Below are 23,757 nucleotides of genomic sequence, written 5' to 3'. Positions count from 1 at the left end.
AAAAATACGTAACTTTCCAACAATATGATTCTAATATATGTGTTTAATTATATAAAATAAATACTATGACCTCGGATTTGAAAAATAAACATCTTCCTATTCTAGAAAACGCTGTGAAAGCCTTGCACGAGCGTCGTTTTTTTGCCCAATATCCTGAAAACCCGATGCCTGACATCTATGGCGAAAATGCCGATAAGGAAGGCCGTGAGAGGTATAAGCAGCATCTTAACAACAAGTTTACAGAATTGGTGCACGATGGCGCTGAAAATTGGGCAGGTCAGGAAGAATCGCCTTATGAGCAGCAGCCACTAGGTATAAAGTACCCTTACTTTAGTGCAGAAACGCTGGTGGAGCGTGCCGACGAGGCTTTCCACCAGTGGCGCAAGGTAAAACCAGTTGACCGCGCTGCCATCCTGGTGGAGTCGCTGGAGCGCATAAAGACCCGTTTCTTCGAAATCGCTTATGCGACGATGCACACAACAGGCCAGGCCTACATGATGTCGTTTCAGGCATCGGGACCGCATGCGGCCGACCGGGCGTTGGAGGCGATCGCAGCAGGTTACGAAGAGCAGACACGCTTTCCGGAGCACATGGAGTGGGAGAAGCCAATGGGCAAGTATAACCTCAAACTGAACAAGAGCTGGCGCGCCGTGCCGAAAGGCATCGGCATGGTGATCGGCTGCTCTACATTCCCGACCTGGAACACAGTGCCGGGCATGTATGCAAGCCTTGTTACCGGCAACCCGGTTATCGTGAAGCCGCACCCGAAAGCGGTGTTGCCTATCGCCATTGTGGTAGCAGAGGTGCAGAAGGTGCTGGTGGAAAATGGCCTGAGCCCTTACATCTGCCAATTGGGTGTAGACGCGGACGATCGCCTTATCACCAAAGAACTGGCCGAGAACCCGAAGGTAAAACTGATCGACTACACGGGCGGTACGGAGTTCGGTAACTACGTGGAAAGTCTTCCCGGCAAAGTTACTTTCACAGAGAAAACAGGCGTGAACTCGATCATCCTGGATTCGGTGCAGGACATTGACAAGGTGGCCCAGAACCTGGCTTTCTCGCTTAGCCTATACTCCGGGCAGATGTGTACGGCGCCTCAGAACTTCTTCGTGCCTGAGTCTGGCGTGAAAGTGGGCGGGGAGATGATGCCGTATGACGAGGTAGTGAAAAAACTGGCCGATGCTGTAACAGGTCTGGTGAACAATCCGAAAGCCGGACCGCACATTTTGGGGGCTATCCAGAACCCGGCCACAGCGGAGCGTGTGAAAGAGGCAGCCAGCGTAAAAGGCAGAGAAGTGCTGAGCACCTGCGACATCAGCAACCCGATGTTCGAAAATGCCCGTACCTGCTCCCCGGTAATCTATGAAGTAGACGCTACGGAGAAGGAGAGCTTCAGCCGCGAACTGTTTGGCCCAATCGCCCTTATCATCAAAACCAAGGACACGGACCAGTCGATCGAACTGGCAAAAGAGATGGCCATGAATTACGGCGCGATCTCCTGCGGTGCCTATACCACGGATGAAGAGACAAAAGAGAAGATCATGGACGAGATGAGTCTGGCGGGCACGCCGGTGAGCTTTAACCTGACAGGTGGCATTTATGTGAACCAGAATGCGGCTTTCTCTGATTTCCACGTGACGGGCGGCAACCCGGCCGGTAACGCCTCATTCACGAACCCTGAATATGTGATCAAGCGCTTTACCTGGGTAGGCTTCCGTGAGCCGGTGGCTGGCTAATCAGCGGCTGTAACTTAAACAGAAAGCCCCGGTGCTATACCTAGCGCCGGGGCTTTCTGTTTTTATTTGAACAGGTTGTCCATGTCTTTTCTCAGGTTGTCGAGGCCGTCTTTCAGGCCCTGCCATTTGCTTTGGCTGTCCTCCTGGTCGCCCAGTTTGCTGGCGATCAGTTCACGTTTGGCTTCCAGCGCGGCAACATGCTCGTGGTAGGTATGGTTTGAGTCGGCAGCGGTGGCGTTTGCGCGGGCCTTCAGGGTCTTGATCTTGCTGTCAAGCTCTTCCAGGCTTTTCTCGATTTCCTCGCGTGTCAGGTTGTTGGGCGCACGCATGTGTTCGGGTTTCAGGTTGTAAGTATCCATGTCTTTCGGTTCTGTTTCAATGTTTAGCGATACCACTCTCTGCTTGCAGGTACCACTCTAGATACTTGAAATGGCTCGAAAAGGATGTATGAAGGCGGGTGTTGATTGGCTATCGATGATTTTTGTCACTTATTTAGAAGATATCTAAATAAGTCTTTTCTGTTATGGATATGGTGCTTACTTTTGCATCACTTTTTAGAATTGATCTAATTAAAGATACATGCAACGCGCACTCACCATCGTATGTACCCTTGTGCTGCTGGCACAACAGGTATTTGCACAAACCACAGGCCGCATCGAAGGCCGCATCCAATCCGAAAGAGGCGAAGGTATAGCCGGCATCAGCGTAGGGCTGGAGGGTACCTCTTACGGCTCCACGACAGATGACGAGGGGAAATTCCTGATCAAAAACATACCGGCTGGTAACTATACGCTGGTTGCCTCAGGTATAGGCTATACCCTGCAAAAGCAGTTGCTGGAGGTAGCAGGCGGGAAGGCGGCCTTCGTCAATGTGGACCTGGCCGTGTCGTCGCATTCGCTAGGCGAGGTGCAGGTGACCGCGCACCGCAGTGGCGAGTACCTGCAGCGTACCGCTACCACGGCCACCAAAATGGAGGCACCTATCAAATCGGTGCCGCAATCCGTGCAGGTGGTGTCGCGGCGCGCCCTGGATCAGTTGCAGGTACTGCGTCTCGAGGACGCCATGCGCAACGTGAGCGGGGTGAGCATGGAGACGGGCTTTGGCGGCCGCTCTGACATTTTCCAGATCCGCGGATTCCGCACCGATATGCAGAGCGTGTTCAAAAACGGCTTCCGCAACACAGTGCGCACTTACCGCGAGAGCGCCAACATCCAGCAGATCGAAGTGATGAAAGGCCCGGCTTCTGTGCTGTACGGCGTGAGCGACCCGGGCGGCATGGTGAACATCTCCACCAAAAAACCAACCGCCCATACCTTCCAGGATATCCAGATCACGGCCAATAACTTCGGACTGGTAAGACCTGCCATCGACCTGGGCGGTGCCTTCAACGAGTCCAAGACGTTTAAATACAGACTGAACGCCGCATACGAGCGTGCCGACAGCTACCGCGATTTCGTGAAGACCAAGCGCATATTCGTGGCCCCGGCCATCACCTACGATTTCTCTGATAAGACCTCCCTGACAGTGGAGACCGAGTTCCTGAACCACGACCAGCCATCTGACCGCGGCATCTTCTCGGTTAATGGCCAGATTGCTCCCGTACCAAGAAGCCGTGTGGTGTTTGAGCCGAGCAATACAGGGGAGTTTACTAACCGCATGGCGCAGTATAACCTGCAGCACAAGTTCTCAGAGGCATTGAGCTTCCGCCACGCCTTCAACTACAACTACGCCACCGAAACGCGCGATGTGGTGGAGCAAACCACCGTCCTGAAAGACGGTTCGTTCCGCATCAACCGCCAGCACCAGGACCAGGACACCTACGACCGCAACATCGCTACCCAGAATGAGCTATACGCCAGCTTCAACACCGGCGCACTGGTAGAGCACAAGGCCGTGGGAGGTATAGAGATTTCGCGTTCTGTGTTTGACATCTGGGTGAAGCGTGCTCCTTACGACGTGTTTGACATCCTGAATCCACAATATAACCCGAAGCCCAAGGACTATTCGCTGCTCACCTACTCACAGGACTACCAGGACCGTGTGGATGTGCTGGGCTTCTACCTGCAGGACTTCATTACTATCAACCAGCGCCTGAAAGTACTGCTGGGCGGCCGCTACGACTTCTGGGAACAGGAGAAAGAGAACCGCATGAAAGACGAAACGACCAAACAAAGTAACAAGGCCTTTAACCCAAGGCTGGGTGTGCTGTACGAGGTATACGGTCCGGTTTCTGTTTATGCGAACTACTCCAAAGGCTTCCAGCCAGGTATAGGACAGACACTGGAGGGCGAGGCCTTCAAGCCGATCACATCTGTGCAGTATGAAGCCGGTACGAAAATCGGTCTGCTGAACGACCGCGTGAACCTGACGGCCGCTTACTTCGACATCACGCGCCAGAACGTGGTGGTGCCTCACCCGACACAGAGCGGTGCCAGTGTGCAGCTAGGCGAGGTGCAGAGCAAAGGTATAGAAACCGATATTACAGGGGAGGTGCTGCCTGGCCTGAATGTGATCGCCACCTATACCTACACCGACGCCCGCGTGACGAAGGATGCCCTGAGTGGAGACGATCCGAAACGCACAGTGGGCCGTCGCTTCAGAGGCGTGGGGTATAACAACAGTAGCCTTTGGACAACTTACGAACTGCAGAATGGCTTTTTGAAAGGTCTTGGTATCGGCGGTGGCTTTACGTATGTGGAAGATCGTCCGGTGGATGATGCCAACAGCTTTATGCTTCCAGGCTACACCCGCTACGATGCAACCATGTTCTACAACAGCAAGCGCTTCCATGCGGCTCTGAACGTGAAGAACCTGACCAACGTGAAATACTACGAAGGCTCACAGTCTGTAACCGTGATCATGCCGGGTGCGCCTACTACTGTGCAGGGCACCGTGGGGGTTAGGTTTTAAGTAAACGGATCAGAGATAAATTTTATCGGCGGCATTGTCCTGACAGGGGCGGTGCCGCCGATTTCAAGTTCAGGTATATGCGCAAATTCCTTCTTCAGCTACATCTATGGGTCGGCCTGACGGCGGGTGCCGTGCTAGCCTTTATGGGCTTGATGGGCTCGCTCTACGTGTTTCAGCCCGAACTGACGGTGGCGCTATACCCCGAGCACTATAAAAGCTCTGAGCCGGAAGCTGCCCCGGTGGAGGTGCGCCTAGTCGTGAAAAATGCTGAAGAGCAGTTCGGGGGCCAGGTGACCAACATTTTTTTCCCGGTGCGCGAGCTGGAGAACTACATTGTCAAGGTAAAGGGCAACAAACAGTTTCTCTTTTTTGACGCAGCAACCGGCAACTATGTAGGGCAGCTCGAGAAGCGGCGCGGTGCAATGGACACGGTACTGGACCTGCACCGTCACCTGGCCATGGGCGATACCGGTGCCCTCATCACTCGAACATGTGCGCTTCTGCTGGCCTTTGTGCTGCTCTCGACGGGGCTATACCTGTGGTTTCCGCGCAAGCGGCACCAACTGAAAGAGCGTTTGCGTCTCAAACCCAATGCCTCGTTCAAGCGCCGGAATTTCGACCTGCACAATGTGTTTGGATTCTACTTTAGCATACCGCTGTTTCTGGCGGCCATTACCGGAGTATATTTTGGCTTTCAGGAGCAAACCCAAAACGTGGTGGATAAGCTGACGCTGGCCAAGGAGCCGACACCTTACGTCAAAGCGCTGCGGTCTTCTTATCAGGAAGCAACAGCGCCGCTCACTGTATATGAGGCACTCGACCGGATGGATGCGCTACACCCCGGATACGTCAAGCGCACTCTTGTCATGGCCCCTGATAGTGCGGCAACGCTCAACCTGACCTACCTGGCCTCATCCGAACTGGAGGCCGGCCCGCAGTACCGCCCGATGGTATACCTGGACCAATACACCGGCGCTATCGTTTATGATTACAATCCGCACACGGCACCGGTAGGCACGCAGCTTACCCGCAACTGGTTCGTGCCAACACATTTCGGGGAAATTGGCGGCTGGATCACGCGCATACTCTGGTTCTTTCTGGGCCTGGTGCCGGCCACCTTGTGGGTGACAGGTATAGTGATGTGGCGGGGCAAAAGCAAAAAGAAGAAAAAAGGCTACGTAAAGACCAGGAGAGGTGTGATGGCCAGAAAAATATAAATGCGATGGCAGCTGAATAAGCTTTAAACTTTACGATCAATAATGTACTTTTGCGGCGCTATAGTGTGCATATTCTGTACCGCTTTCGTAATACTGCTATATAGTGCATAAAGAGTCGCAATATTGAACATTAAATGTTTTCGATATGTTAGTGGCTCAACCGGGTAGAAGTGCATCCAAGGGTGTGATTGTGCCTTACTGTTGATTTAGGAGAGATAAAAAACTAACTATGAAGGAAGCATCCGAAATGCTTGACCTAGTGCTGTTGGTAGACGACGACGATACCACCAATTATCTGAACAAGCGTCTGCTGACCGATATGAAGGTATCCAGAGAGATCCGGGTACTGAAAAACGGCAGAGAAGCAATTGACTACCTGAGCAAAGCCTGTGGCGAGAAGCCTGAAGCTGGTTTTAAATGCCCTGACCTTATTTTTCTGGATATTAAGATGCCCATGATGGACGGTTTTGAGTTTCTGGAGGAATACCAGCGCAAGGGTTTGGATGCCGGTGACCACGTGATCATTCTGATGCTGACTTCCTCCGCGAGCTTCTATGACCTGGAGCGTATCAAAAGCTTCAAGAAAGTGAAGAAACACTTCTCCAAGGCGCTCACCAACCACGATGTGAAAGAGATACTGGCCGAGTTTTTCCAGAACCGCAAAAACTAAGAAGAACCAGGTAATATCACAACAAAGCCTGTACGCCGCAAGGTATACAGGCTTTGTTGTTTATTCAGAATCCTCCGATTCGGTTACCACTTCGCTGGCCGGCCACGAAAACACAAAACGAGCGCCACGCCCTGCAGACTCCACCCAAACATCACCCCGCTTTTCCTCGAGTATGCGTTTTATGATGGCAAGGCCCAGACCCGAGCTGTCGGAACGTGTCAGGTTGTGGCCCAGCGCCTCATATTTGCTAAAGATCTGCTCCTGGTCTTCGGGGGCTATACCTGGGCCGTTGTCCTGCACTTCAAAGAAGATAAAACCGGACTGAAAGCTATACTCTACTTCAATCACGGCCTCTTCGGGTCTGTCGTGGTACTTAACCGCGTTGCCGAGCAGGTTGCTGAAAATTTGGTAAAAGTAGATCTCCTGGGTATAGAGGGTCGGCATGTCATCCGGCAGTATGATTTTGAAAGACGCCGGTATAAAGAGTGACTCCAGTACTTTTTGCAGCACGACCCGAACGGATACGATCTGGCGGTGCAGGCTGTGGTGACCGGCTAGCGAGTAGGCCAGTATACCTGTTATCAGTTTGTCCATCTTGCTGGCCTGCTCCCGCAGCATCGGCAGGAGGGTAGCTGCGTCGTCGCTATTCCCGTTTTGCAGGCTGTTTTCCAGAAAGTTGATGATGCCGCCGATGTTTTGCAGGGGGGAGCGCAGATCGTGCGAAACAGTATGGGCAAAGGCATCCAGGTCGGCGTTCACTTTCTGGAGCTCCAGGTTGCGGCGCTCGCGCTCTTCGGAGAGCGTTTGTATCTCGGAGTTGGATTGCTGGAGTTGCAGGTTCAGCCTCCTGATTTCCTGCAGTTGCTGCTCGGCCTCCAGGTTGCGCAGCCGCAGCTTCTCGAGCAGTTCGAGCTGCTGCATGTTCTGTTTTTTGATCTCCGCGTACGGCGATATACCTTCCTCGTCGTTAAACTCCTGCAGCCAGATCTCCTTCAGGCTCTTGGTAATGACCGGCGACTGCGTAGGTATGCGCTTGCGGAGGGTTACGGCCGTGCCCTGCTCGTTTTCGGTCTTGATCTCAAAGAAATCGACGAGCTTGCGGGAGTTGACAATGCCCATGCCACGCGCTGTGGCGCTGCTGGCATACCTGGCCCGGTCATAGATCTGATCGAGGTTGCCGATGCCACGCCCGCGGTCCGATACCCTGGCCTCCAGGTAGTTGTGGCCGCTCTCCTGTACAATGCCAAACTGAATAGTGCCATTGCCTACATGCTCCACCACATTGCGGCAGATCTCTGAAACGGCCGTGGCAAACTTGGTTTGGTTCGCCTGCGCCATACCTGTTTTTTCAGACAGCTGCATGGCCCGCCTGTAGGCCAGCACCACATCCAGCTCATTGGCAATGTTTATCTTGAGAAGATTCTTTGGCATGGGCTACGGTTTGGCTTTACATACAAGTACGAGCGTGTCATCTGTCTGGCGACTGTGGTCTTTGTAAAGTACCGCCGCGATGGTAGTGGGGAGGTGGCGTTGCAGATTGGGATAGCGGCTCAGGTCCCAGCGCGATTTCAAACCATCGCTATGCACAATGAGCAGCTTGTTGCGGTTCCAATCCAGGCTTTGGTTGTTGAAAGTGCCCGGTACGTTATGGCCGAGTATGCCATTGTAAGAGATCACATTCTTATACGGCATATTGCCCAGCGAACCTTCCATCGAGAAAAGCTTGCCGGCAATGTTGCCAATACCGCAGTAACTGAATTTATTCAGAGTGATGTCGATGCTGGCGGCAAAGCCTACTGCGCCCCGGGTGCGGCGGATGCCGTTGTGGATGGCCTGCAGCGACAAAGCCGGATCAGGTATGGGGTTTTCGCAGAAGGTTTTAACAGCAAGCTGCGCGGCCTCCATCGCATAGGTGCCATGCCCGAGCCCATCCAGGGCCAGCAGGTAAGCGCCCCGATCGTGGTGAATAATGGCATACCCGTCGCCACAGTCTACCTCTTTTGGCTTGGGTACCATAACGCTGCCAATTTCATAGCGACGTGCTGAAGGTATAGACTTAGCCGACTTGTATACCTGGGTCACGATGACCGTGCCTACCTGGGGATGTGAATAAAGATCGAACACATCCGACTGCCGCCTGATTGCCCCGAGGCCTTCACCCGCTGAGCCAAAAGTTGACACACCATCCTCCAGCATGCGATCGGGATCGGTCATGCCGGGGCCGTTATCGAGGCTGATGATTTCAATACCTCTGATAGGCTTACCGATGGCTTTCACCAGTAGTTCGCCGCCCTGCGTCGTGTGCTTCTCCAGGTTGGTGAGCATCTCCGACACAATAATGTTGACTTTGCCCACAGCTCCCTCTGACAAGGCAAAGCTCTCGGCCAGGCGGGTAATGTCTTTCTTGGTGAGGCTGGCGTAGCTGCGGTCGGGTACTGCGAAGCGGTGGTGTTGATTAACGTCCATTTTTCCAGTGGATGACTGTAACGGTGGTGCCTTCTCCCGGATTGCTTTTGAGGTCGAATTCGTTCACGAGCCGTTTGGCGCCGGGCAGACCAAGACCAAGGCTTCTGCCGGTAGAGAAGCCATCGCGCATGGCCAACGTGACATCCGCTATACCTGGGCCTTCATCCTTGAAGGTCAGCCTTATGCCGGTTTTGGCGTTTAGGCTGATCACTTCGAGTATTACCTTGCCCCCGGTGGCGTACTTGAGCATGTTTCGCACCAGTTCGCTCGCCGCCGTAATCAGCTTGGTCTGGTTCACCAGGCTCATCCCGATGCGGGTGCAAAATTCGCGCACACGGTTGCGGAAGGGTACCACATCCTGTTCGCGCACGATTTCCATCGTGTCTTTAGTCATTACGATCATCCTGGTCTTCCTCCTCTTCGTCGTCTAGTTCCAGGTTATCGCCTAGTTTAGTGTTAAGTAATTCCATGCCCTTTTCTACATTCAGGGCAGTGTATACACCTTGCAGGGTCAGGCCAAGCTCCACAAGCGTAATAGCCACGGCGGGCTGCATTCCTACTACTACGGTTTCGGCATCCATAATGCGCGACATAGAGGCGATGTTGCCTAAAATGCGGCCCATAAATGAATCGACGATGCTTACCGTGGAAATATCAATCAATACGCCCCGCGCCCCGGTCTGGCTTACCATGTTGATCAGGTCGTTCTCAAGCGTCAGAGCCAGCCTGTCGTAGAGGTCTATCTGAATGGTAACCAGCAGGAAGGGCCCCATCTTTAAAATCGGTATCCTTTCCATCGTACTAGCGCGTTAGTTTTGGTGCCTTGCTTCGCTCTGTGCGGCGTACCTCCAGGTTGGTCATGCTGAAGGCAAGATGCAGTGCACTGGCCAGGCTGGCCTTGGTTTTGATATTGGACAGGTCGATGCCCAGGTGTACGATGGTCTGCGCAATCTCGGCACGGATGCCACTGATAATACACTCGGCACCCATCAGGCGGGTGGCGCTTACGGTTTTGATCAGGTGCTGAGCTACCAGTGAGTCCACGGCAGGTACGCCTGATATGTCCAGGATAGCGATGTTACTGCCTGTGTTCACGATCTCCTGCAGCAGGTTTTCCATCACAACCTGCGTACGGGCACTGTCCAGCGTACCGATGATGGGCAGGGCAAGTATGCCATCCCAAACCCGGATCACGGGCGTAGATATCTCGCTGATCTCATCGGTCTGACGCAGGATAACTTCTTCACGACCTTTGATGAAAGTTTCGAAAGTGAGGATGCTCAGGTTGTCGAGCAGGTTGTTGAGCTGCATGATCTCCTTGTAGAGCGTGCTTGTGTCATCCTGGCGTTGCTCTACCAGTACCTCAATCACCGACTGCTTCAGGCTCAGCACATAGGCGCCGGTTTCGCGCGGGCTGAATCCTTGCCTTGCTCTGGTGATGGAGATGTCGCGGAGTGTATCGGTTACCTGCTCAAACTCGGTGTCATAGATGTTGTCGTAATTGCCTTTGGCTACAGCTCGGAGCAGGCCGTCGAGCATTTCTCTTGACTGACGCTGCAATTCATCATTCGTCATCAGATCGTCACGGAGTGAGGCATCGGACAACTGATTTTGCATCCACTTTTCGAGGATGCGCTCTCTGTTTTTTTCTAGTACTTGTGCTGTTGTGTTCATGGTAGGGCAAAACGTAGCTTATGGACGTATGGTTTAGACGATGCGTAAATTTTCCATCGAAGAAAGGATCCTGACGTAGGATAGGTGCTAAGTTAGGTATAATAATTGCAATAGAGATATACTTCAAGGATTACTGCTTACGTATACAGATATATTTTTTTGAACACTCAAGCACTTTCCGAAATGAGAAATCTGTTGTTTAGTACTGCTTTGCTGTTGCTCTTGCTCCTGTCTGCCTGCAGTCCTGCTACGAGCATTCAGTCTGAGCCCGCGCCGGGCTTTACGCTGGCAACCTACCGGCAGTTTGCCTTCATGGAGGTGGATACGGACGTGGAGGAGATGGGTCCTGATTATGAGGAGCATGTGCGTTTTGTTAAGCAGGAGCTTGCCCGTCAATTGGAGCGCCGCGGTCTGAAGCAGGCCCCGTCTGTAGATGAAGCGGATCTGCTGATCAACCTGGGCATCGTCGTGGACAGGAAGGTGCAGACGAGGGAGACCAACATCATAACGGATCCGCCCCGCTACATCGGGCAGCGCCGTTATACCTGGCAGAGCAAAGAAGTGGAAGTAGGACGCTATAACGTAGGCACGGTGTCGGTGCACCTGGTAGACCCTGTGCAGAACGAGTTGATGTGGCAAGGCACGGCAGAGCGCATCATCTCTGACAAACCCGAAAAGCTGCGTGAACAAATAGAGAAAGGTATAGCGCAGCTGGTGGAGGAGATGCCGTCGTGAGGAGGTATTAGATTTAACAAAAAGACCTTGCAGCTTGCTGCAAGGTCTTTTTAGTCGGATTGGCGGGATTCGAACGCAAATACCACCAAATCACTTTATGTAAAATTGCCTCAGAAGCGTTGGTTAAATGTTGGTTTGAGCTAAAATTTCGAGGTTTTTGTATGCTACTGACGCAAATACTAACGCAAGGTCAAGTGACGCAGTAACTGACGCAAGAAGTTTATGCTTTTCACCATGGCGCTCTAGAACTCGCATTATATCTTTTAAAATTTGCCTGTTTTCCATCAGTACACGCTTGATCAAAGCGGTCTCACTTCTGAGATATTCTATTTGGTTATGGCAAAGGGAGCAGCTAATATTTACTACTTGGAGGTTTCTCTCAACATTTTGGGCAATTAGTTTAATTTCAGTATCGTAAGTCTTCATCTCTAAGGGTTAGGTTGAGAAAGACTCAACGGTATTTAGAGATAATAATGTTTAGACTTTCATTGCAGCATAAAGTCTTATTATAATTACTGTCTTTTTAATGTACATGCTATGATCGTATTATTGTCAGAGGTGTACATGAACAATTCGGAAAACTTATGTTTACAGAAAAAGACAAACAAGAAATTATTGAGCTTCTTAAACAGCTGCCTGCTCCAAGACCTGAAGATTATCTTAAATCCGAAGAGCTCTTCCCAAGGAACAAACGCTTACAACACGAATATGGAGAAGTTCTTTCTCAACAAATAAAAGTGCAGGGGCATATGGTATGTGAGAAACTATTTATAGCGAAAGAAAAGTATGATCAATGCCTTCAGGCGTTGAGCCAAGCAGAAGCTATTCTGTATCACCTGAAATGTCTTTCCAAAGCTTAACAAGCTGAGTAGTGATAGTAGTCACTTTTTTAGTGGCTTCAAGTGCTTTAGTGAATGTCTTCTTATTAGGCTCATTATTCTTTAACTCTTCAACCATTGATGCAAGAGCCAAATTTGCCTGAATCCTTTGCTCATTACTCAGGCTCATGTCCGACTCAATCATCTCCATGAATTGATTGAGCCGGACCAGCTGATCGTCAAAATTTCCCTTACTACTATCTTTTTCTACATATTGATATAAAAACTTTTGGCTCAAAGAATGAGAGTTTGTTGAATCGGATATTAGTTTAATTAAATGAGAAGAATGATCTTGAAAGTAGCTGATGTTAAGATATAGCTGCTTTATCTGCTTCTCCTTCTCTTCGTTTGACTTCGACAAATACTGAATTGTTTCTAACTGCCTTTCTACCTTATTGTCGAGGTTCTGTTTTTCAGATTTCCAGTCTTGCAGCATGCGTCTGATTTCAAATATTTTATAGTTATCAGCCCCGGAATCTGGTCGTATATCAACGTCCTGCTTCATGTACATCTGCAAATAAGCGTCTACTTCATCAATACTGAGCTTATCGGTTGGCTGAGCTGTTATCTTCAACCCATTTTCAGTTTTAGTAACTTCGAAAGCTATATCCTCACCAGTCAAGCGATAAACAAATTCTGTGAAAAAATTAAGGTACTGCTGGAATGATATTTTTAAAGAATTGGGTACTTCCCAATGAGTAACATAAGACTTATCTGCATGCTGCTTATCTAGATAATAGAAAATTTCGACAAGGCTCATTTTAGCCAGTTCAGGCATTTCTGATAATGGATTATCTGTAATATCTAGAGTGTTAATCTTTCTTAAAGAAGAAATCGATTCAGGCAGTGATTTTATCTGATTGTTCTTAAGATTCAGAGTTGCTAAGTTTTTGAGCTTAGCAATATCTACTGGAATATCTGTTAACTGATTATTCTGTAAATTTAATAAGTAGAGGTTTTTAAGTTCAAAAACAATTTCTGGGAAGCTTTCAAATAAATTATTTTCCAAATTTAAAGTCACTAAACTTGATAAATTCTTAAAAGTATTTGGAAGCACAGTTAATTTATTCCCAGAAAAACCTAAATGTTCTAAATTCTTGAAATCTCCAATTTGATGTGGTATAGTTTCTAAATCTAATTCTTCTAAGTGCAGAACTTCAAGCTTATTCAGATAAGGTATAATTTCTACCAAATTTCTTATCTGGCTTTCTATAATGATTAGCTTTTTTAAGTTAGGAAGATTAGATATTTCTATTGGTATATCTGTTGTTTCGCATCCATAAAAGATAATTTCTTCTAATTTCTCTAGTTGAAAAAGCTCATTTGGGAATGATTCTATTTTAGCGTAATCAAAAAATAATCTATGGCCACTCACTTCTTTCTTGAAATTGACAACCATCTCTAGTACATCCTCCTCGGTAAAGGTTTGGAGTATCTCTTCGTCACCTAATTTTGCATCATAATCTTCAGGAATATCAGAATTAGCATTTGTGAGTTCATGTTCTAGATGCCGAACCCCAATACTTGAGATATAAAATCCCCCATTAGCAATATTACACTCTCTGGTATTTTCAGAAAAAATAAAAGCGTCTTCATCTAGTAATTCAATATTGTATTGATATTGACGTTCAGAGATGCCTAAAATTTTACGGATGCCTAAGGTAGAGAATCTGTGATATTGATAAATTTGAGGGAAACTTTTTCGCATATTTCTAAGTCCCTCTAGTATTCGGAGCTGTATTTCGTAATCCGTTAAATCACTATCAGAGTTTTCTATACTGGTAGTTGTTATAGACTCAATATATTCCTCCCCTTGTTCGAAAAATGAGAACGCTAACCTGGTTTTAGCTTTTGCAAAAGTGTCATTAGCTAAAGTAGCTTCAAAATTATGGTGCTTCCCACTATTGATTATGGCTGGCCTTGTGATTGATGTTAATTCCTTGAAGAGCGATGTTCCACTATCTGTGTAAACACTTACCTTGTAAGAATATCCATCAAATTCAACAGGCACTAAGTGTCCTGAAAAGTGGTGGTCTAAATACTTTTCTTCTTTTGCTTCCATGTTGAGGGTAAACAATATAGAGATTTTATAAGTGAATATTATTTCCGCTCCTGGTAGCAAGAGACCAAGAAATTTATAGTGGCGCCCGTCAGGTATAACATATAGCTGGCGTAATGCATTGGAACATCTAATACTTGGGTGCCTGCACCGTGGCCGCCCATCTTATTGCGAATAGTTGGCACGCCACTTTCTAAAGTAGATCTAAGAGAAGAGAAGTGCTGTAGTAGAAAATCTGGTATTAGATTATGCTCGATTATAGTAGAAATAAGCTTGCTAATATTATCTGTTTGTTTGTATGGCCATCCATTCAGGTCGCAGATAATTTTGATAGTACTTTCCATTGCCTTGAGGCAGTCCACTAAGCACTCTTTTGTACGACCATGTCTGAAATGCTCATGAGCACTCAAATATTCCTCATCGGCGTTTTTGAATTCCGATGCGGATAAAAAATGTAGGGTTGGAATTATGATTTCACGGTGGAGCAGCGTGTTGTCTATGCGTATGATTTCACCATCACGGAATTCATAACCAACTCCATTTTCTAAAAATCTAGTATTTAAATCGTCAATAGCCTCATCTGGGAGGTACCTGTGTTGACCGTAGATGAGCTTATGGTCTATAGCTGCAATAGAATTAAATACTAATTCGATAACATCTAAACATTGCTCAATACTTGTAGATATATCTTGAAGAAAAGATTCAATTTCAGCTTGCTTGCTGCTGCCATAGAAGTTTGACATCAACTTGTGCGTTCCATACTCATCACAGAGTATTTCGTGAATTGCCCACCAACTGCCTGCCAATTCATCACCATAATAGTATTCAAATTCTTGAGAATGCATTTTTCTCCAGATCCGTATGACTTGGATCTTTAATTTATTAGGCAACGAGTCATAAGAATAGACATCGGGTGTTAATCTGTTTCTAGTTGAGTATAAATTGTAAGTTGCCATTCGCCTCCCTACCTTCTGCCTTGCATCAGTTCTATAATCATATCCTTATCCTTAACTGCCTCTTCCAGCAAAGCATTCTCCCGCTGGCAAGCCTCCAGCTTCTGCACGCAATCGGCTGCGCTCATGCCCACATTAATGCTCTGGTGGTTCTGACCCACTTTGGAAGCCTGCTGGATATTGCTGCCGCTGGTACTCTGCGATAGCTCCGCGTCCTCATCCAAAAAGTAGCTGTAAGGCAATTCTAATATCTGCGCAATCTTCACCAGGTACCGGCTCTCGATTGAATCTCTTTTGTAAAGATTGGCAAAACCCATCCGTGTTTATTGTTTTAATAAAATAATCATAACGCTAATGCAGTATACTTTTACAATATATGAAATTTAGAATAAATGTAGCGCAATTATGTTACTCCTATAAGTTTTGTGGAAAAGGATGATGACAAAAATGTTATTGCTTTATAGAAATTGGAATAACTAATTGCATAAAAAAAGGCCTCTACATGCTGTAAAGGCCCTTTTTTGTCGGAGTGGCGGGATTCGAACCCACGACCTCCAGCACCCCATGCTGGCGCGATACCAGGCTACGCTACACCCCGATAATTTTCTGCAACATAGCAAAAACGTTGTTTCATAGCAAGACCAGGCCCGCATCTATACCTTAAATTATTTACAGGTATAATGCCCGGTTAGCTTAACGGGTTCGGAGTAGCTTATTTGTCATATACCTTATGAAACAGCAACCGCAGCACAAACCCGACCGCCAGCAGACCAAGCCCGGAAAGAATTACCTGAAGCGGCAGTGACACCGACATGGCCAGACAGCCGACAAGGCCCAGCACCGGTATAAGCTTGCCGTAGATCTGCTCCGAATTGGGTTGCTTTAAAGCAGCGATGTTGGTAATGCTATAGTAGAGCAGAATCGTGAAGGAAGCAGAACGCAGGATAAATTCGAAGGAACCCGCCAGGACCAGCAGCAGAATGATTGCACCCGTAAGGAGGATGCCTACATGAGGGACCCTGAAGCGGCGGTGCACCTGCTCAAACACAGGCGGCAGATCGTGCCGTCTTCCCATGGCCAGCATCATCCGGCTAATCCCCAAAATCTGGCTCAGGAGCACCCCAAGCATCGCCGTCGACGCACCAATCGTGATCACTGTCTGGATGGCGGGCGTGCTCAGCGCAGCTGCCACCACCTGCAAAGGCGATCTGCTGTCGGCCATCCGCTCTGTGCCGATCACGCCAACCGCTACCAGTGAAACGGCTGCATACAGCACAATAGCTGAAACGATGGTGATGATAACTGCACGTGGAATGGTTTTGTGGGGCTCGCGGACTTCCTCGGCCAGCGTGGCAATGCGGGCGTACCCCGTGAAAGCGAAAAACAGCAAGGCTGCCGCCTCCGCTATACCTGCCACGCCAAAGGGGGCAAAAGGCTGAAAGTTTTCCTGTTTGACGGCAGGTATACCGCTGAACACCAGGTATAGCAGCGAAATAAGCGTCACTGAAACAATAACGAGATTGAGCATCCCGGCTTTTTTGATACCGAAATAGTTGGCCATCGTCAGCAAAAGAACGGCCAGTACCGAAAGGATCAAGGGAGAAAAGACAGGTATAAGCTGGTAGAAGTAACTGCCAAAACCAATGGCGACAACACCCGCTGCGGATAGTTTGCTGATCAGGAACATCCAGCCGGCCGAGAAACCGAGCGTGGGGTTGAGCAGCCGGTAACCATACTCATAAGTGCCTCCGGAGTGCGGGTATACGGCAGCCAGCTGTGCGGACGAAAGCGCATTGAAGGCCGCGATCATACCTGCGAAGAGCAACCCGATCAGAAACGCCGGACCGGCCAAACCTGCCGCCACCCCGGTCACGACGAATATACCTGCCCCGATAATGGCGCCCAGGCCAACGCCCACCGCATCTTTTAAAGTAAGTACACGGAGCAGTTCGTGTTGCTGCGTATTCGGTCTCTCCATTTTTGTCTATAGTTTTGAGGACATCCGGCAGTTTGGAGTCATCATTCAAAGATATAGAAATACCGGCAAGTCAGGCAGTGGAGTGGAAAATTGCGTGGCGCAGGGCATAAAAAAAGCCCTACATTGCTGTAAGGCTTCTTGATGTGCACCCGAGAGGATTCGAACCCCTAACCCTCGGAGCCGAAATCCGATATTCTATCCAATTGAACTACGGGTGCTTACCGTGTTGCAAAAATAGAAACAATGCGCTAAAAAGGAAATTTTAGAAGCGATAATTATAATGCAGAAAGGTAGAGCGGGCAGGTATAACAGTGGAATACACTCTTAATCGCTTCATACCTAAAACAATAAGAAGAATTTGAGAGTTAATAAATAATATTTCAAATCAAGCAAACGAAATCAGAAAGCTATGGAAACAGTGTATACGGCAGAGGTTACTGCCACAGGGGGCCGCAGAGGTCATGTTGTGTCGTCAGATGGTGTAATTGATATGCCGCTCTCGTTGCCAGAGGGGTTGGGAGGGGAGAAGGGGAAGTCTAACCCTGAGCAACTGTTTGCGGCAGGGTATGCGGCCTGCTTTCAGAGTGCGCTACTGCTGGTTGCGGGTAAGCAACATATCCGGTTAAACCCGGAGTCTACTGTAAAGGCGCATGTGGATCTGCTTAAGTCTGAAGACGGAAAATACGGGTTGGGCGTGAAGCTGGAGGTGCACCTGCAGGGACTCGACAAAGAAAAAGCAGAGCAGCTGGTGAATGAAGCGCATGAGGTATGTCCTTACTCCATCGGTACGCGGGGCAATATCAATGTGGAGCTGGAAGTAGTATAAAACAGAAAGGGCTGCCAGTTTTGGCAGCCCTTTCTGTTTTATATGTTGTGGAATTAAGCTCCTACTTCAGCCAATACCTGCTCTACCTTCTCAGCAGCTTCTTTCAGCGCTACGGCAGAGTATACCTTCAGGCCAGACTCGTCGATGATGCGGGCGCCTTCTTCGGCGTTTGTTCCCTGCAGACGAACGATGATCGGCACCTTGATGTCACCGATGTTCTTGTAAGCCTCTACCACACCATTGGCAACACGGTCGCAACGAACGATACCGCCGAAGATGTTGATCAGAATCGCCTTCACGTTCGGGTCTTTCAGGATGATGCGGAAACCAGCTTCAACCGTCTGTGCGTTTGCCCCACCCCCTACGTCCAGGAAGTTAGCAGGCTCACCGCCAGAAAGCTTGATGATGTCCATGGTAGCCATGGCAAGACCTGCACCGTTTACCATACAACCTACGTTGCCGTCCAGCTTCACGTAGTTCAGGTTAGATGCGCTCGCCTCTACTTCCAACGGATCTTCTTCCGAAGTATCGCGCAGGGCAGCCAGGTTTTTGTGACGGAACAGGGCGTTGTCGTCCAGGTCCACTTTGGCGTCTACTGCCAGAATTTTGTTGTCAGAAGTCTTCAGAACCGGGTTGATCTCGAACATAGAAGAGTCAGTCTCCACATAGGCTCTGTAAAGGTTGGAGATAAACTTCACCATCTCTTTGAAAGCCTCGCCCTGCAGTCCGAATGCAAAAGCTATTTTGTTCGCCTGGAACGGACGCAGCCCTACAGCCGGATCGATCCACTCTTTGATGATCTTCTCAGGCGTTTTCTCAGCTACTTCTTCGATGTCCATACCACCTTCAGTAGATGCCATGATCACGTTGCGGCCTTTGGCGCGGTCCAGCAGGATGCTCAGGTAGTACTCCTTCGGATCGGATTCGCCAGGGTAGTATACGTCCTGCGCCACGAGTACTTTCTGTACCAGTTTGCCTTCAGGACCAGTCTGGTGCGTTACCAGTGTCATGCCCAGGATGTCGTTGGCGATCTGCTTCACCTGATCCAGGTTTTTGGCCAGCTTCACGCCACCGCCTTTACCACGGCCACCCGCATGAATTTGCGCTTTGATCACGTGCCAGCCTGTGCCGGTTTCTTCGGTCAGTTTCATAGCCGCTTTTACAGCCTGGTCTGGCGTTTCCGCCACGATGCCTTCCTGTATGCGAACGCCGTAGCTTTTCAGAATCTCTTTAGCCTGATATTCGTGTATGTTCATGCTTTCAGTTTTATTGGACGCACGAAAGTAAGCCTTTATCGGCTTAAATTCAAGAAATAGGTTTTTAAAATATTGGCGAATCGCTGCCTGCCGTCTGCCATGGCCAGTGTTTCTTCTCAGATCGGGCATTCGCTCACCAGCGTGCAGGGAAAGTAACTGTAAAACATCGATTGCAGTAAGTGTACGTAATACGTACGTTATAACTGAACTTATAAAAAAGCGGACTATGGCCTCAAAAAGCTCATTTGCCAAACGTGTGACGCTGGCCGCTTTCATCGTGCTGCTGATTGCCTCTGGGTTTTACCTGCTGGCTGCGGCAGCTTACTTTTTTCTGTTGGTTTTTGCCGGCATCCTCATGGCGGTGCTGTTTTGCGGACTCACCGACTGGGTGGTGCGGCATCTGGGCCTGAAGCGCTGGCTGGCTTTACTGCTGGTAACGCTGCTGGTCTTTGGCCTGCTGATAGGTTCTTTTTTGCTGGTGGCACCTACTATTTATGAACAGGGCGACCAGATGCGCGAAAAGATTCCGCAGGCCTTCAACAGTCTGAAAGAATGGCTGAGTCAGTACAACTGGGGCCAACGGCTGGTAGAGGAGCTGCCTGAAGACTACAAGCGCATGATGCCCGAGCAAAGGGAGATCCTGCAGCGCCTTTCGGGTGCTTTTTCCTCTACGCTCAGCGTTCTGGCCGATTTTTTCATTGTGGTGATCACGGCGCTCTTTTTTGCGGCAAACCCGACGCTCTATACCCACGGCTTCGTGAAGCTGTTCCCCGAACGCCGGCGCACCCGCATGCTGGAAGTGCTGCATGCCTGCTACTATACCTTGAAAATGTGGCTGCTGGGGATGCTGTCAGCCATGGCGATCATTGGTGTCAGCACGGCCATTGCGTACATGATCATCGGCCTGCCCCTGGCGCTCGCATTGGGCCTGATCTCCTTTTTTCTGGCCTTTATACCAAACATTGGTCCCTGGCTGGCTGGTATACCTGCCGTGCTGATCGGACTGACGGTAAGCCCCGATATGGCGCTGTTGGTCATCATTGTCTACGGGGGCATTCAAATGGTGGAGACTTACATCATCACGCCGATCATCTTCCAGAAAACGGTGGATCTGCCTCCCGCCTTGCTGCTCTTTTTTCAGGTGTTGTTGGGTATACTGCAGGGTGGATTGGGCTTGCTGATGTCGGCCCCCATACTGGCTGTGCTGATTGTGGTAATTAACGAACTGTATGTAAAAGACGTGCTGGAAAGCGGGAGAGGGGCTGAAAGCGACACGGTACAGGCAAGTGGAAGTGCTGAGGTAGAGAGTTGATTTTTCAGGCAATTGCAGCTGACGGGGCTTATATTGTTAAGTGGCCTTTGTGGGTTTAAGGCTTTGGCAAACAGATCCCTGATCTACAGATAATGTTCAAAAGGGAAAGGTGACATGGGTCTTTACACCTGCTCATAAAACCAGCTCCCGGGTCCAGTTTTATTAGGTATAAGATTTTGCGACTTTACCTGAGATTGCAGTAGCTTGACTAAAAAAGCAAAGGCTAAATGTTCTACCCAAACAATGACCTCGTATAGCTTATAGTGATAACTATGTAATGCTTATTATTCTGATAATCAATAATTTGCGTTTAAAAATGAAAGGTATATGATAAAAGTCTAGTTTCAAAAAAGGGTCATGATAAAGTACTTCTACTCGTTCAGAAACGTAATATTTACGCTCCTCCTACTATGCATCGCCTGTAACAAAGACGAAGATTCTGTTTCCCCTGACTTTTCAGCCCAACCCATCGCCCCAATCGCACGTGCGGGAAATGATACAACCCTGTATCGTCCGTATAAAGATTACGTTTTAAACGGCAGTGCCAGCACAGATCCGGATTCTAACATTATCTCCTACCAGTGGAGATTAATGGAAGGGCCTGCCGCTGTCAAAATCACACAACCGCATTTTTCTGATGTCAAAGCTTATGCAAGTGGACTTACTGAGCCTGGCAATTATGACTTTGAACTGACAGTGACCGATGAAGATAAGCTGGCTGCAAAGGATACGGTAACGGTTACAGTTATTGCTCCCACAGAAGAACCGGCTTGCACTAATCCAGAAGAATTTATCTTCAAAGATCTTTCCTGGAATTATTCCTGGATCATGGAGATCGATATTTTCAACTTCTACTCAAACCTACCAGCCAACAGCCAGATTCAAAATATTTACATTAAAAGAGACGGTTCTGATGAGTGGGAAACTGTCGTATACCTGGGTAATTCTTCTGGTTATAGTTTGCACACATGGGATTATGGTAATGGCGTACTCGTTATTTTCCCAAATCAGAATATGGAAGATGATACCCCTGACCTGAAAATCGAGTATTGCAACTAAGCACGGCTAGCACCAGGAATTTTCATTATAACAGGAGCTAACGCTGCGCCCGCTGGTCTGGCTTTGAACTGAGGGTACTGCTAAATTTCGGACGGCAGGTACCTCACTTATACCTTTTGTTTTGTAGCTTTGACAGATCATTCATTGTCAAACACATTACCGCCAGATCGTGCTGCAAGTAGTTAACGTTCACAAGAAATACGGTTCACTGGAAGTGCTCAAGGGTATAGACCTGACCATCCATGCCGGCGAAGTTGTTTCCATTGTTGGCGCCTCGGGCGCTGGCAAAAGCACACTGCTACATATTCTGGGCACGCTCGACTCGGCCGATACCGGCGACGTGCTGTTTGACGACAAGAACATCTCCCGCCTTAATGCCTCCGAACTGGCGCGCTTCCGTAACCGGCACATTGGCTTCATCTTTCAGTTCCATAACCTGCTGCCTGAGTTCACAGCCCTCGAGAACGCCTGCCTGCCTGGCTTCCTGGCCGGTCGCCCGGAAATTGAGGTAACAGAGCGGGCCGCCGAGTTGCTGAGCATGCTCAACCTAGGGCACCGCATGCACCACAAGCCTTCCGAAATGTCGGGTGGAGAGCAGCAGCGCACAGCCGTAGCGCGTGCACTGATCAACTCGCCGCGCATCATTTTCGCAGATGAGCCCAGCGGTAACCTCGACTCCAAAAATGCCCAGGAACTGCACGAGATCTTCTTCAAGCTGCGCGACGAATTCAACCAGACCTTCGTGATCGTAACGCACAACGAGCAGCTGGCCACCATGGCCGACCGCAAGCTGGTTATGAAAGACGGCCTGATCGTGCAGGAAGTCAGAGCTTAAGCTATACCTATCCCGGTCCTGTTCGCGCTATACCTGGCTATCCTGTAGCTGGCTTTTCCGGTATGCCTTCCCCCGAAATTATGTCCTGAATTTCACAGGCTTATCTCAATTGTAATTTTTACGTACAATATATCCCCCCTTTGCTTTTTTGTGCTAAAAAAGAGGCGAATGAAGGAGGAAATGTATTTTCCTGAAAATAATTTATAAATGGCTGGTAATCAGTTGTTTATAATGCATATTTTTTATGCTTTTTTGCACCATTTCAGGAGCAGGTATGTTTGATATATGTACTAAAACATGAAAACTAACTAGATATGAGTCAAGTGAATAAAGAGACAAAAGTGGAGAGGAAGCCGAAGGTAGAGAGCTATGATATAGCGAAATCTGATGAGACGCTTCACTTAGCTGTTGACCTGGCTAAGTTTATAAAAGAGAACAGGTTATATCAAAATATACAAGGTAAAGAGTACGTGAACGTGGAAGGCTGGCAGTATGCCGGTTCCCGTCTGGGTATCTTGCCGGTGGTGGAGCATGTGGTAAACATCAGCACCGACGACGAGATCAAGTACCAGGCGAAGGTGAATCTGCTCGACCTGCGCAGTCAGCAGGTGGTGGGTGCCGGCTTTGCGATCTGCTCCAACAAAGAGCAGGGCAAGAAGTACTACCAGGAATTCGCGATTGCCTCCATGGCGCAGACCCGTGCCATTGGCAAGGCGTACCGCAACATTCTGGCCTGGATTATTCGGGCGGCCGGTTACGAGCCAACTCCGGTAGAGGAGATGGACTATGCGGGCAACGAGACTTCGAAGCCTGCCGTGCCGACTGAGAAGAAGGCCACGATGAAGGCTGCGCCAGCCACAGCTGCTGCTGAAGCCGCCGCCGCAGACGCTGAACCTACGCCAGGTATACGCTACGCATCGGCCAAGCAGAAAGAGGAAATCATCCGACTGCTGAACAACCCGGTGATCACGCGCCAGGAAAAGACCAAGATGTTGCTCAACATCAACCGCTTTGACGAAGAGCGTGCCGCACAGGCGATCGAGAAGCTGAAGAAGGTGATCGAGGACCGCGAAGATGGTCAGTCTGCTGCTGCCTAAAAACTACAAGTACAGCAACGTTTAGCGGCCTGTCTCTTAGAGACAGGCCGCTTTGTTTTTCTACCCTGATAGTATCGGGTTTGGGGTATCCTA

General features: G+C 49.1%; 23 protein-coding genes and 2 tRNA genes. 11 read left to right on the top strand and 14 right to left on the bottom strand.

The features are described 5' to 3' along the window. Positions 1-65 precede the first annotated feature (65 nt). A complete protein-coding gene (gene paaN / locus Q4E40_RS03160; protein ID WP_303409973.1) occupies positions 66-1,739 on the top strand; it encodes a phenylacetic acid degradation protein PaaN in 1,674 nt (557 codons plus the stop codon). Positions 1,740-1,801: 62 nt separating this feature from the next. On the opposite strand, the gene Q4E40_RS03155 is transcribed toward paaN, so the two are convergent. Then, positions 1,802-2,098: a sll1863 family stress response protein gene (locus Q4E40_RS03155; protein ID WP_188500237.1), complete on the bottom strand. Its 297-nt coding sequence runs from the start codon at positions 2,096-2,098 to the stop codon at positions 1,802-1,804. A 220-nt stretch (positions 2,099-2,318) separates the two neighbouring features. On the opposite strand from Q4E40_RS03155, the gene Q4E40_RS03150 reads away from it, so the two are divergent. The 3 genes from Q4E40_RS03150 to Q4E40_RS03140 all read left to right on the top strand — a co-directional run bounded on the left by Q4E40_RS03150 (position 2,319) and on the right by Q4E40_RS03140 (position 6,536). Further along, a complete protein-coding gene (locus Q4E40_RS03150) occupies positions 2,319-4,649 on the top strand; it encodes a TonB-dependent receptor (RefSeq protein ID WP_303409972.1) in 2,331 nt (776 codons plus the stop codon). A 77-nt stretch (positions 4,650-4,726) separates the two neighbouring features. Beyond that, complete coding sequence (locus Q4E40_RS03145) at positions 4,727-5,866, top strand: PepSY-associated TM helix domain-containing protein (RefSeq protein ID WP_303409971.1); 1,140 nt, start codon at positions 4,727-4,729, stop codon at positions 5,864-5,866. A 229-nt stretch (positions 5,867-6,095) separates the two neighbouring features. Next, positions 6,096-6,536, top strand: coding sequence for a response regulator (locus Q4E40_RS03140; protein ID WP_303409970.1), 441 nt, complete (start codon positions 6,096-6,098; stop codon positions 6,534-6,536). 60 nt (positions 6,537-6,596) lie between these two features. Here Q4E40_RS03140 and Q4E40_RS03135 read toward each other — a convergent pair whose 3' ends face one another. The 5 genes from Q4E40_RS03135 to Q4E40_RS03115 are packed head-to-tail and all read right to left on the bottom strand — an operon-like array spanning position 6,597 to position 10,676. Then, positions 6,597-7,967, bottom strand: coding sequence for a sensor histidine kinase (locus tag Q4E40_RS03135; RefSeq protein ID WP_303409969.1), 1,371 nt, complete (start codon positions 7,965-7,967; stop codon positions 6,597-6,599). A gap of 3 nt (positions 7,968-7,970) precedes the next feature. Further along, positions 7,971-9,002 carry an ATP-binding protein gene (locus Q4E40_RS03130; protein WP_303409968.1) on the bottom strand — a complete coding sequence of 344 codons (1,032 nt, stop codon included), beginning with the start codon at positions 9,000-9,002 and terminating at the stop codon, positions 7,971-7,973. Further along, the gene (locus Q4E40_RS03125; RefSeq protein ID WP_303410148.1) at positions 8,992-9,396 is read right to left on the bottom strand and encodes an anti-sigma regulatory factor; all 405 of its coding nucleotides are present in this window, start codon (positions 9,394-9,396) and stop codon (positions 8,992-8,994) included. The genes Q4E40_RS03130 and Q4E40_RS03125 overlap by 11 nt, the downstream gene beginning before the upstream one ends. After that, positions 9,389-9,799: an STAS domain-containing protein gene (locus Q4E40_RS03120; RefSeq protein WP_303409967.1), complete on the bottom strand. Its 411-nt coding sequence runs from the start codon at positions 9,797-9,799 to the stop codon at positions 9,389-9,391. The genes Q4E40_RS03125 and Q4E40_RS03120 overlap by 8 nt, the downstream gene beginning before the upstream one ends. A gap of 4 nt (positions 9,800-9,803) precedes the next feature. Further along, positions 9,804-10,676 carry an STAS domain-containing protein gene (locus Q4E40_RS03115; protein WP_303409966.1) on the bottom strand — a complete coding sequence of 291 codons (873 nt, stop codon included), beginning with the start codon at positions 10,674-10,676 and terminating at the stop codon, positions 9,804-9,806. A 183-nt stretch (positions 10,677-10,859) separates the two neighbouring features. On the opposite strand from Q4E40_RS03115, the gene Q4E40_RS03110 reads away from it, so the two are divergent. Beyond that, positions 10,860-11,411 (top strand): DUF4136 domain-containing protein, encoded by a 552-nt coding sequence (locus tag Q4E40_RS03110; protein ID WP_303409965.1) that lies wholly within the window; start codon positions 10,860-10,862, stop codon positions 11,409-11,411. A gap of 123 nt (positions 11,412-11,534) precedes the next feature. Here the strand turns inward: Q4E40_RS03110 and Q4E40_RS03105 are convergent, their stop codons facing one another. Continuing rightward, positions 11,535-11,837: a hypothetical protein gene (locus Q4E40_RS03105; protein ID WP_303409964.1), complete on the bottom strand. Its 303-nt coding sequence runs from the start codon at positions 11,835-11,837 to the stop codon at positions 11,535-11,537. Between the two features lie 158 nt (positions 11,838-11,995). On the opposite strand from Q4E40_RS03105, the gene Q4E40_RS03100 reads away from it, so the two are divergent. Then, a complete protein-coding gene (locus tag Q4E40_RS03100) occupies positions 11,996-12,271 on the top strand; it encodes a hypothetical protein (RefSeq protein ID WP_303409963.1) in 276 nt (91 codons plus the stop codon). Here the strand turns inward: Q4E40_RS03100 and Q4E40_RS03095 are convergent. The 6 genes from Q4E40_RS03095 to Q4E40_RS03070 form a co-directional block, all read right to left on the bottom strand. After that, positions 12,234-14,351 (bottom strand): leucine-rich repeat domain-containing protein, encoded by a 2,118-nt coding sequence (locus Q4E40_RS03095; protein ID WP_303409962.1) that lies wholly within the window; start codon positions 14,349-14,351, stop codon positions 12,234-12,236. The two genes, Q4E40_RS03100 and Q4E40_RS03095, sit on opposite strands and share 38 nt — an antisense overlap. Positions 14,352-14,389: 38 nt before the next feature. Then, positions 14,390-15,304, bottom strand: a complete 915-nt coding sequence (locus Q4E40_RS03090) for an STM4504/CBY_0614 family protein (protein ID WP_303409961.1) — start codon at positions 15,302-15,304, stop codon at positions 14,390-14,392. Between the two features lie 8 nt (positions 15,305-15,312). Then, on the bottom strand, positions 15,313-15,618 hold the full coding sequence (locus tag Q4E40_RS03085; RefSeq protein WP_303409959.1) for a hypothetical protein: 306 nt from the start codon (positions 15,616-15,618) through the stop codon (positions 15,313-15,315). 207 nt (positions 15,619-15,825) lie between these two features. Beyond that, a tRNA-Pro gene (locus Q4E40_RS03080) sits at positions 15,826-15,899 on the bottom strand. 114 nt (positions 15,900-16,013) lie between these two features. After that, complete coding sequence (locus Q4E40_RS03075; RefSeq protein WP_303409957.1) at positions 16,014-17,279, bottom strand: APC family permease; 1,266 nt, start codon at positions 17,277-17,279, stop codon at positions 16,014-16,016. Positions 17,280-17,423: 144 nt separating this feature from the next. Next, positions 17,424-17,497, bottom strand: a tRNA-Arg gene (locus Q4E40_RS03070). Positions 17,498-17,688: 191 nt separating this feature from the next. Here Q4E40_RS03070 and Q4E40_RS03065 point away from each other — a divergent pair. Then, entirely contained in the window at positions 17,689-18,105 is a 417-nt protein-coding gene (locus tag Q4E40_RS03065) for an organic hydroperoxide resistance protein (protein WP_303409955.1), read from the top strand. A gap of 53 nt (positions 18,106-18,158) precedes the next feature. Here the strand turns inward: Q4E40_RS03065 and sucC are convergent, their stop codons facing one another. After that, on the bottom strand, positions 18,159-19,361 hold the full coding sequence (gene sucC, locus Q4E40_RS03060) for an ADP-forming succinate--CoA ligase subunit beta (protein ID WP_303409954.1): 1,203 nt from the start codon (positions 19,359-19,361) through the stop codon (positions 18,159-18,161). 226 nt (positions 19,362-19,587) lie between these two features. On the opposite strand from sucC, the gene Q4E40_RS03055 reads away from it, so the two are divergent. The 4 genes from Q4E40_RS03055 (at position 19,588) to Q4E40_RS03040 (ending at position 23,664) form a co-directional block, all read left to right on the top strand. After that, positions 19,588-20,673 (top strand): AI-2E family transporter, encoded by a 1,086-nt coding sequence (locus Q4E40_RS03055; RefSeq protein WP_303409953.1) that lies wholly within the window; start codon positions 19,588-19,590, stop codon positions 20,671-20,673. Between the two features lie 357 nt (positions 20,674-21,030). Then, positions 21,031-21,732 carry a PKD domain-containing protein gene (locus Q4E40_RS03050; protein ID WP_303409952.1) on the top strand — a complete coding sequence of 234 codons (702 nt, stop codon included), beginning with the start codon at positions 21,031-21,033 and terminating at the stop codon, positions 21,730-21,732. Between the two features lie 169 nt (positions 21,733-21,901). Beyond that, positions 21,902-22,567 (top strand): ABC transporter ATP-binding protein, encoded by a 666-nt coding sequence (locus Q4E40_RS03045; RefSeq protein WP_303409951.1) that lies wholly within the window; start codon positions 21,902-21,904, stop codon positions 22,565-22,567. Between the two features lie 314 nt (positions 22,568-22,881). Further along, positions 22,882-23,664 (top strand): hypothetical protein, encoded by a 783-nt coding sequence (locus Q4E40_RS03040; RefSeq protein WP_188500222.1) that lies wholly within the window; start codon positions 22,882-22,884, stop codon positions 23,662-23,664. Positions 23,665-23,757 lie beyond the last annotated feature (93 nt).

Source organism: Pontibacter coccineus (assembly GCF_030546575.1).
GTDB classification, from domain to species: Bacteria; Bacteroidota; Bacteroidia; order Cytophagales; family Hymenobacteraceae; genus Pontibacter; species Pontibacter coccineus.
Note: the sequence above shows the minus strand (reverse complement) of the source record. Positions and strands in the feature narration are given on the sequence as shown.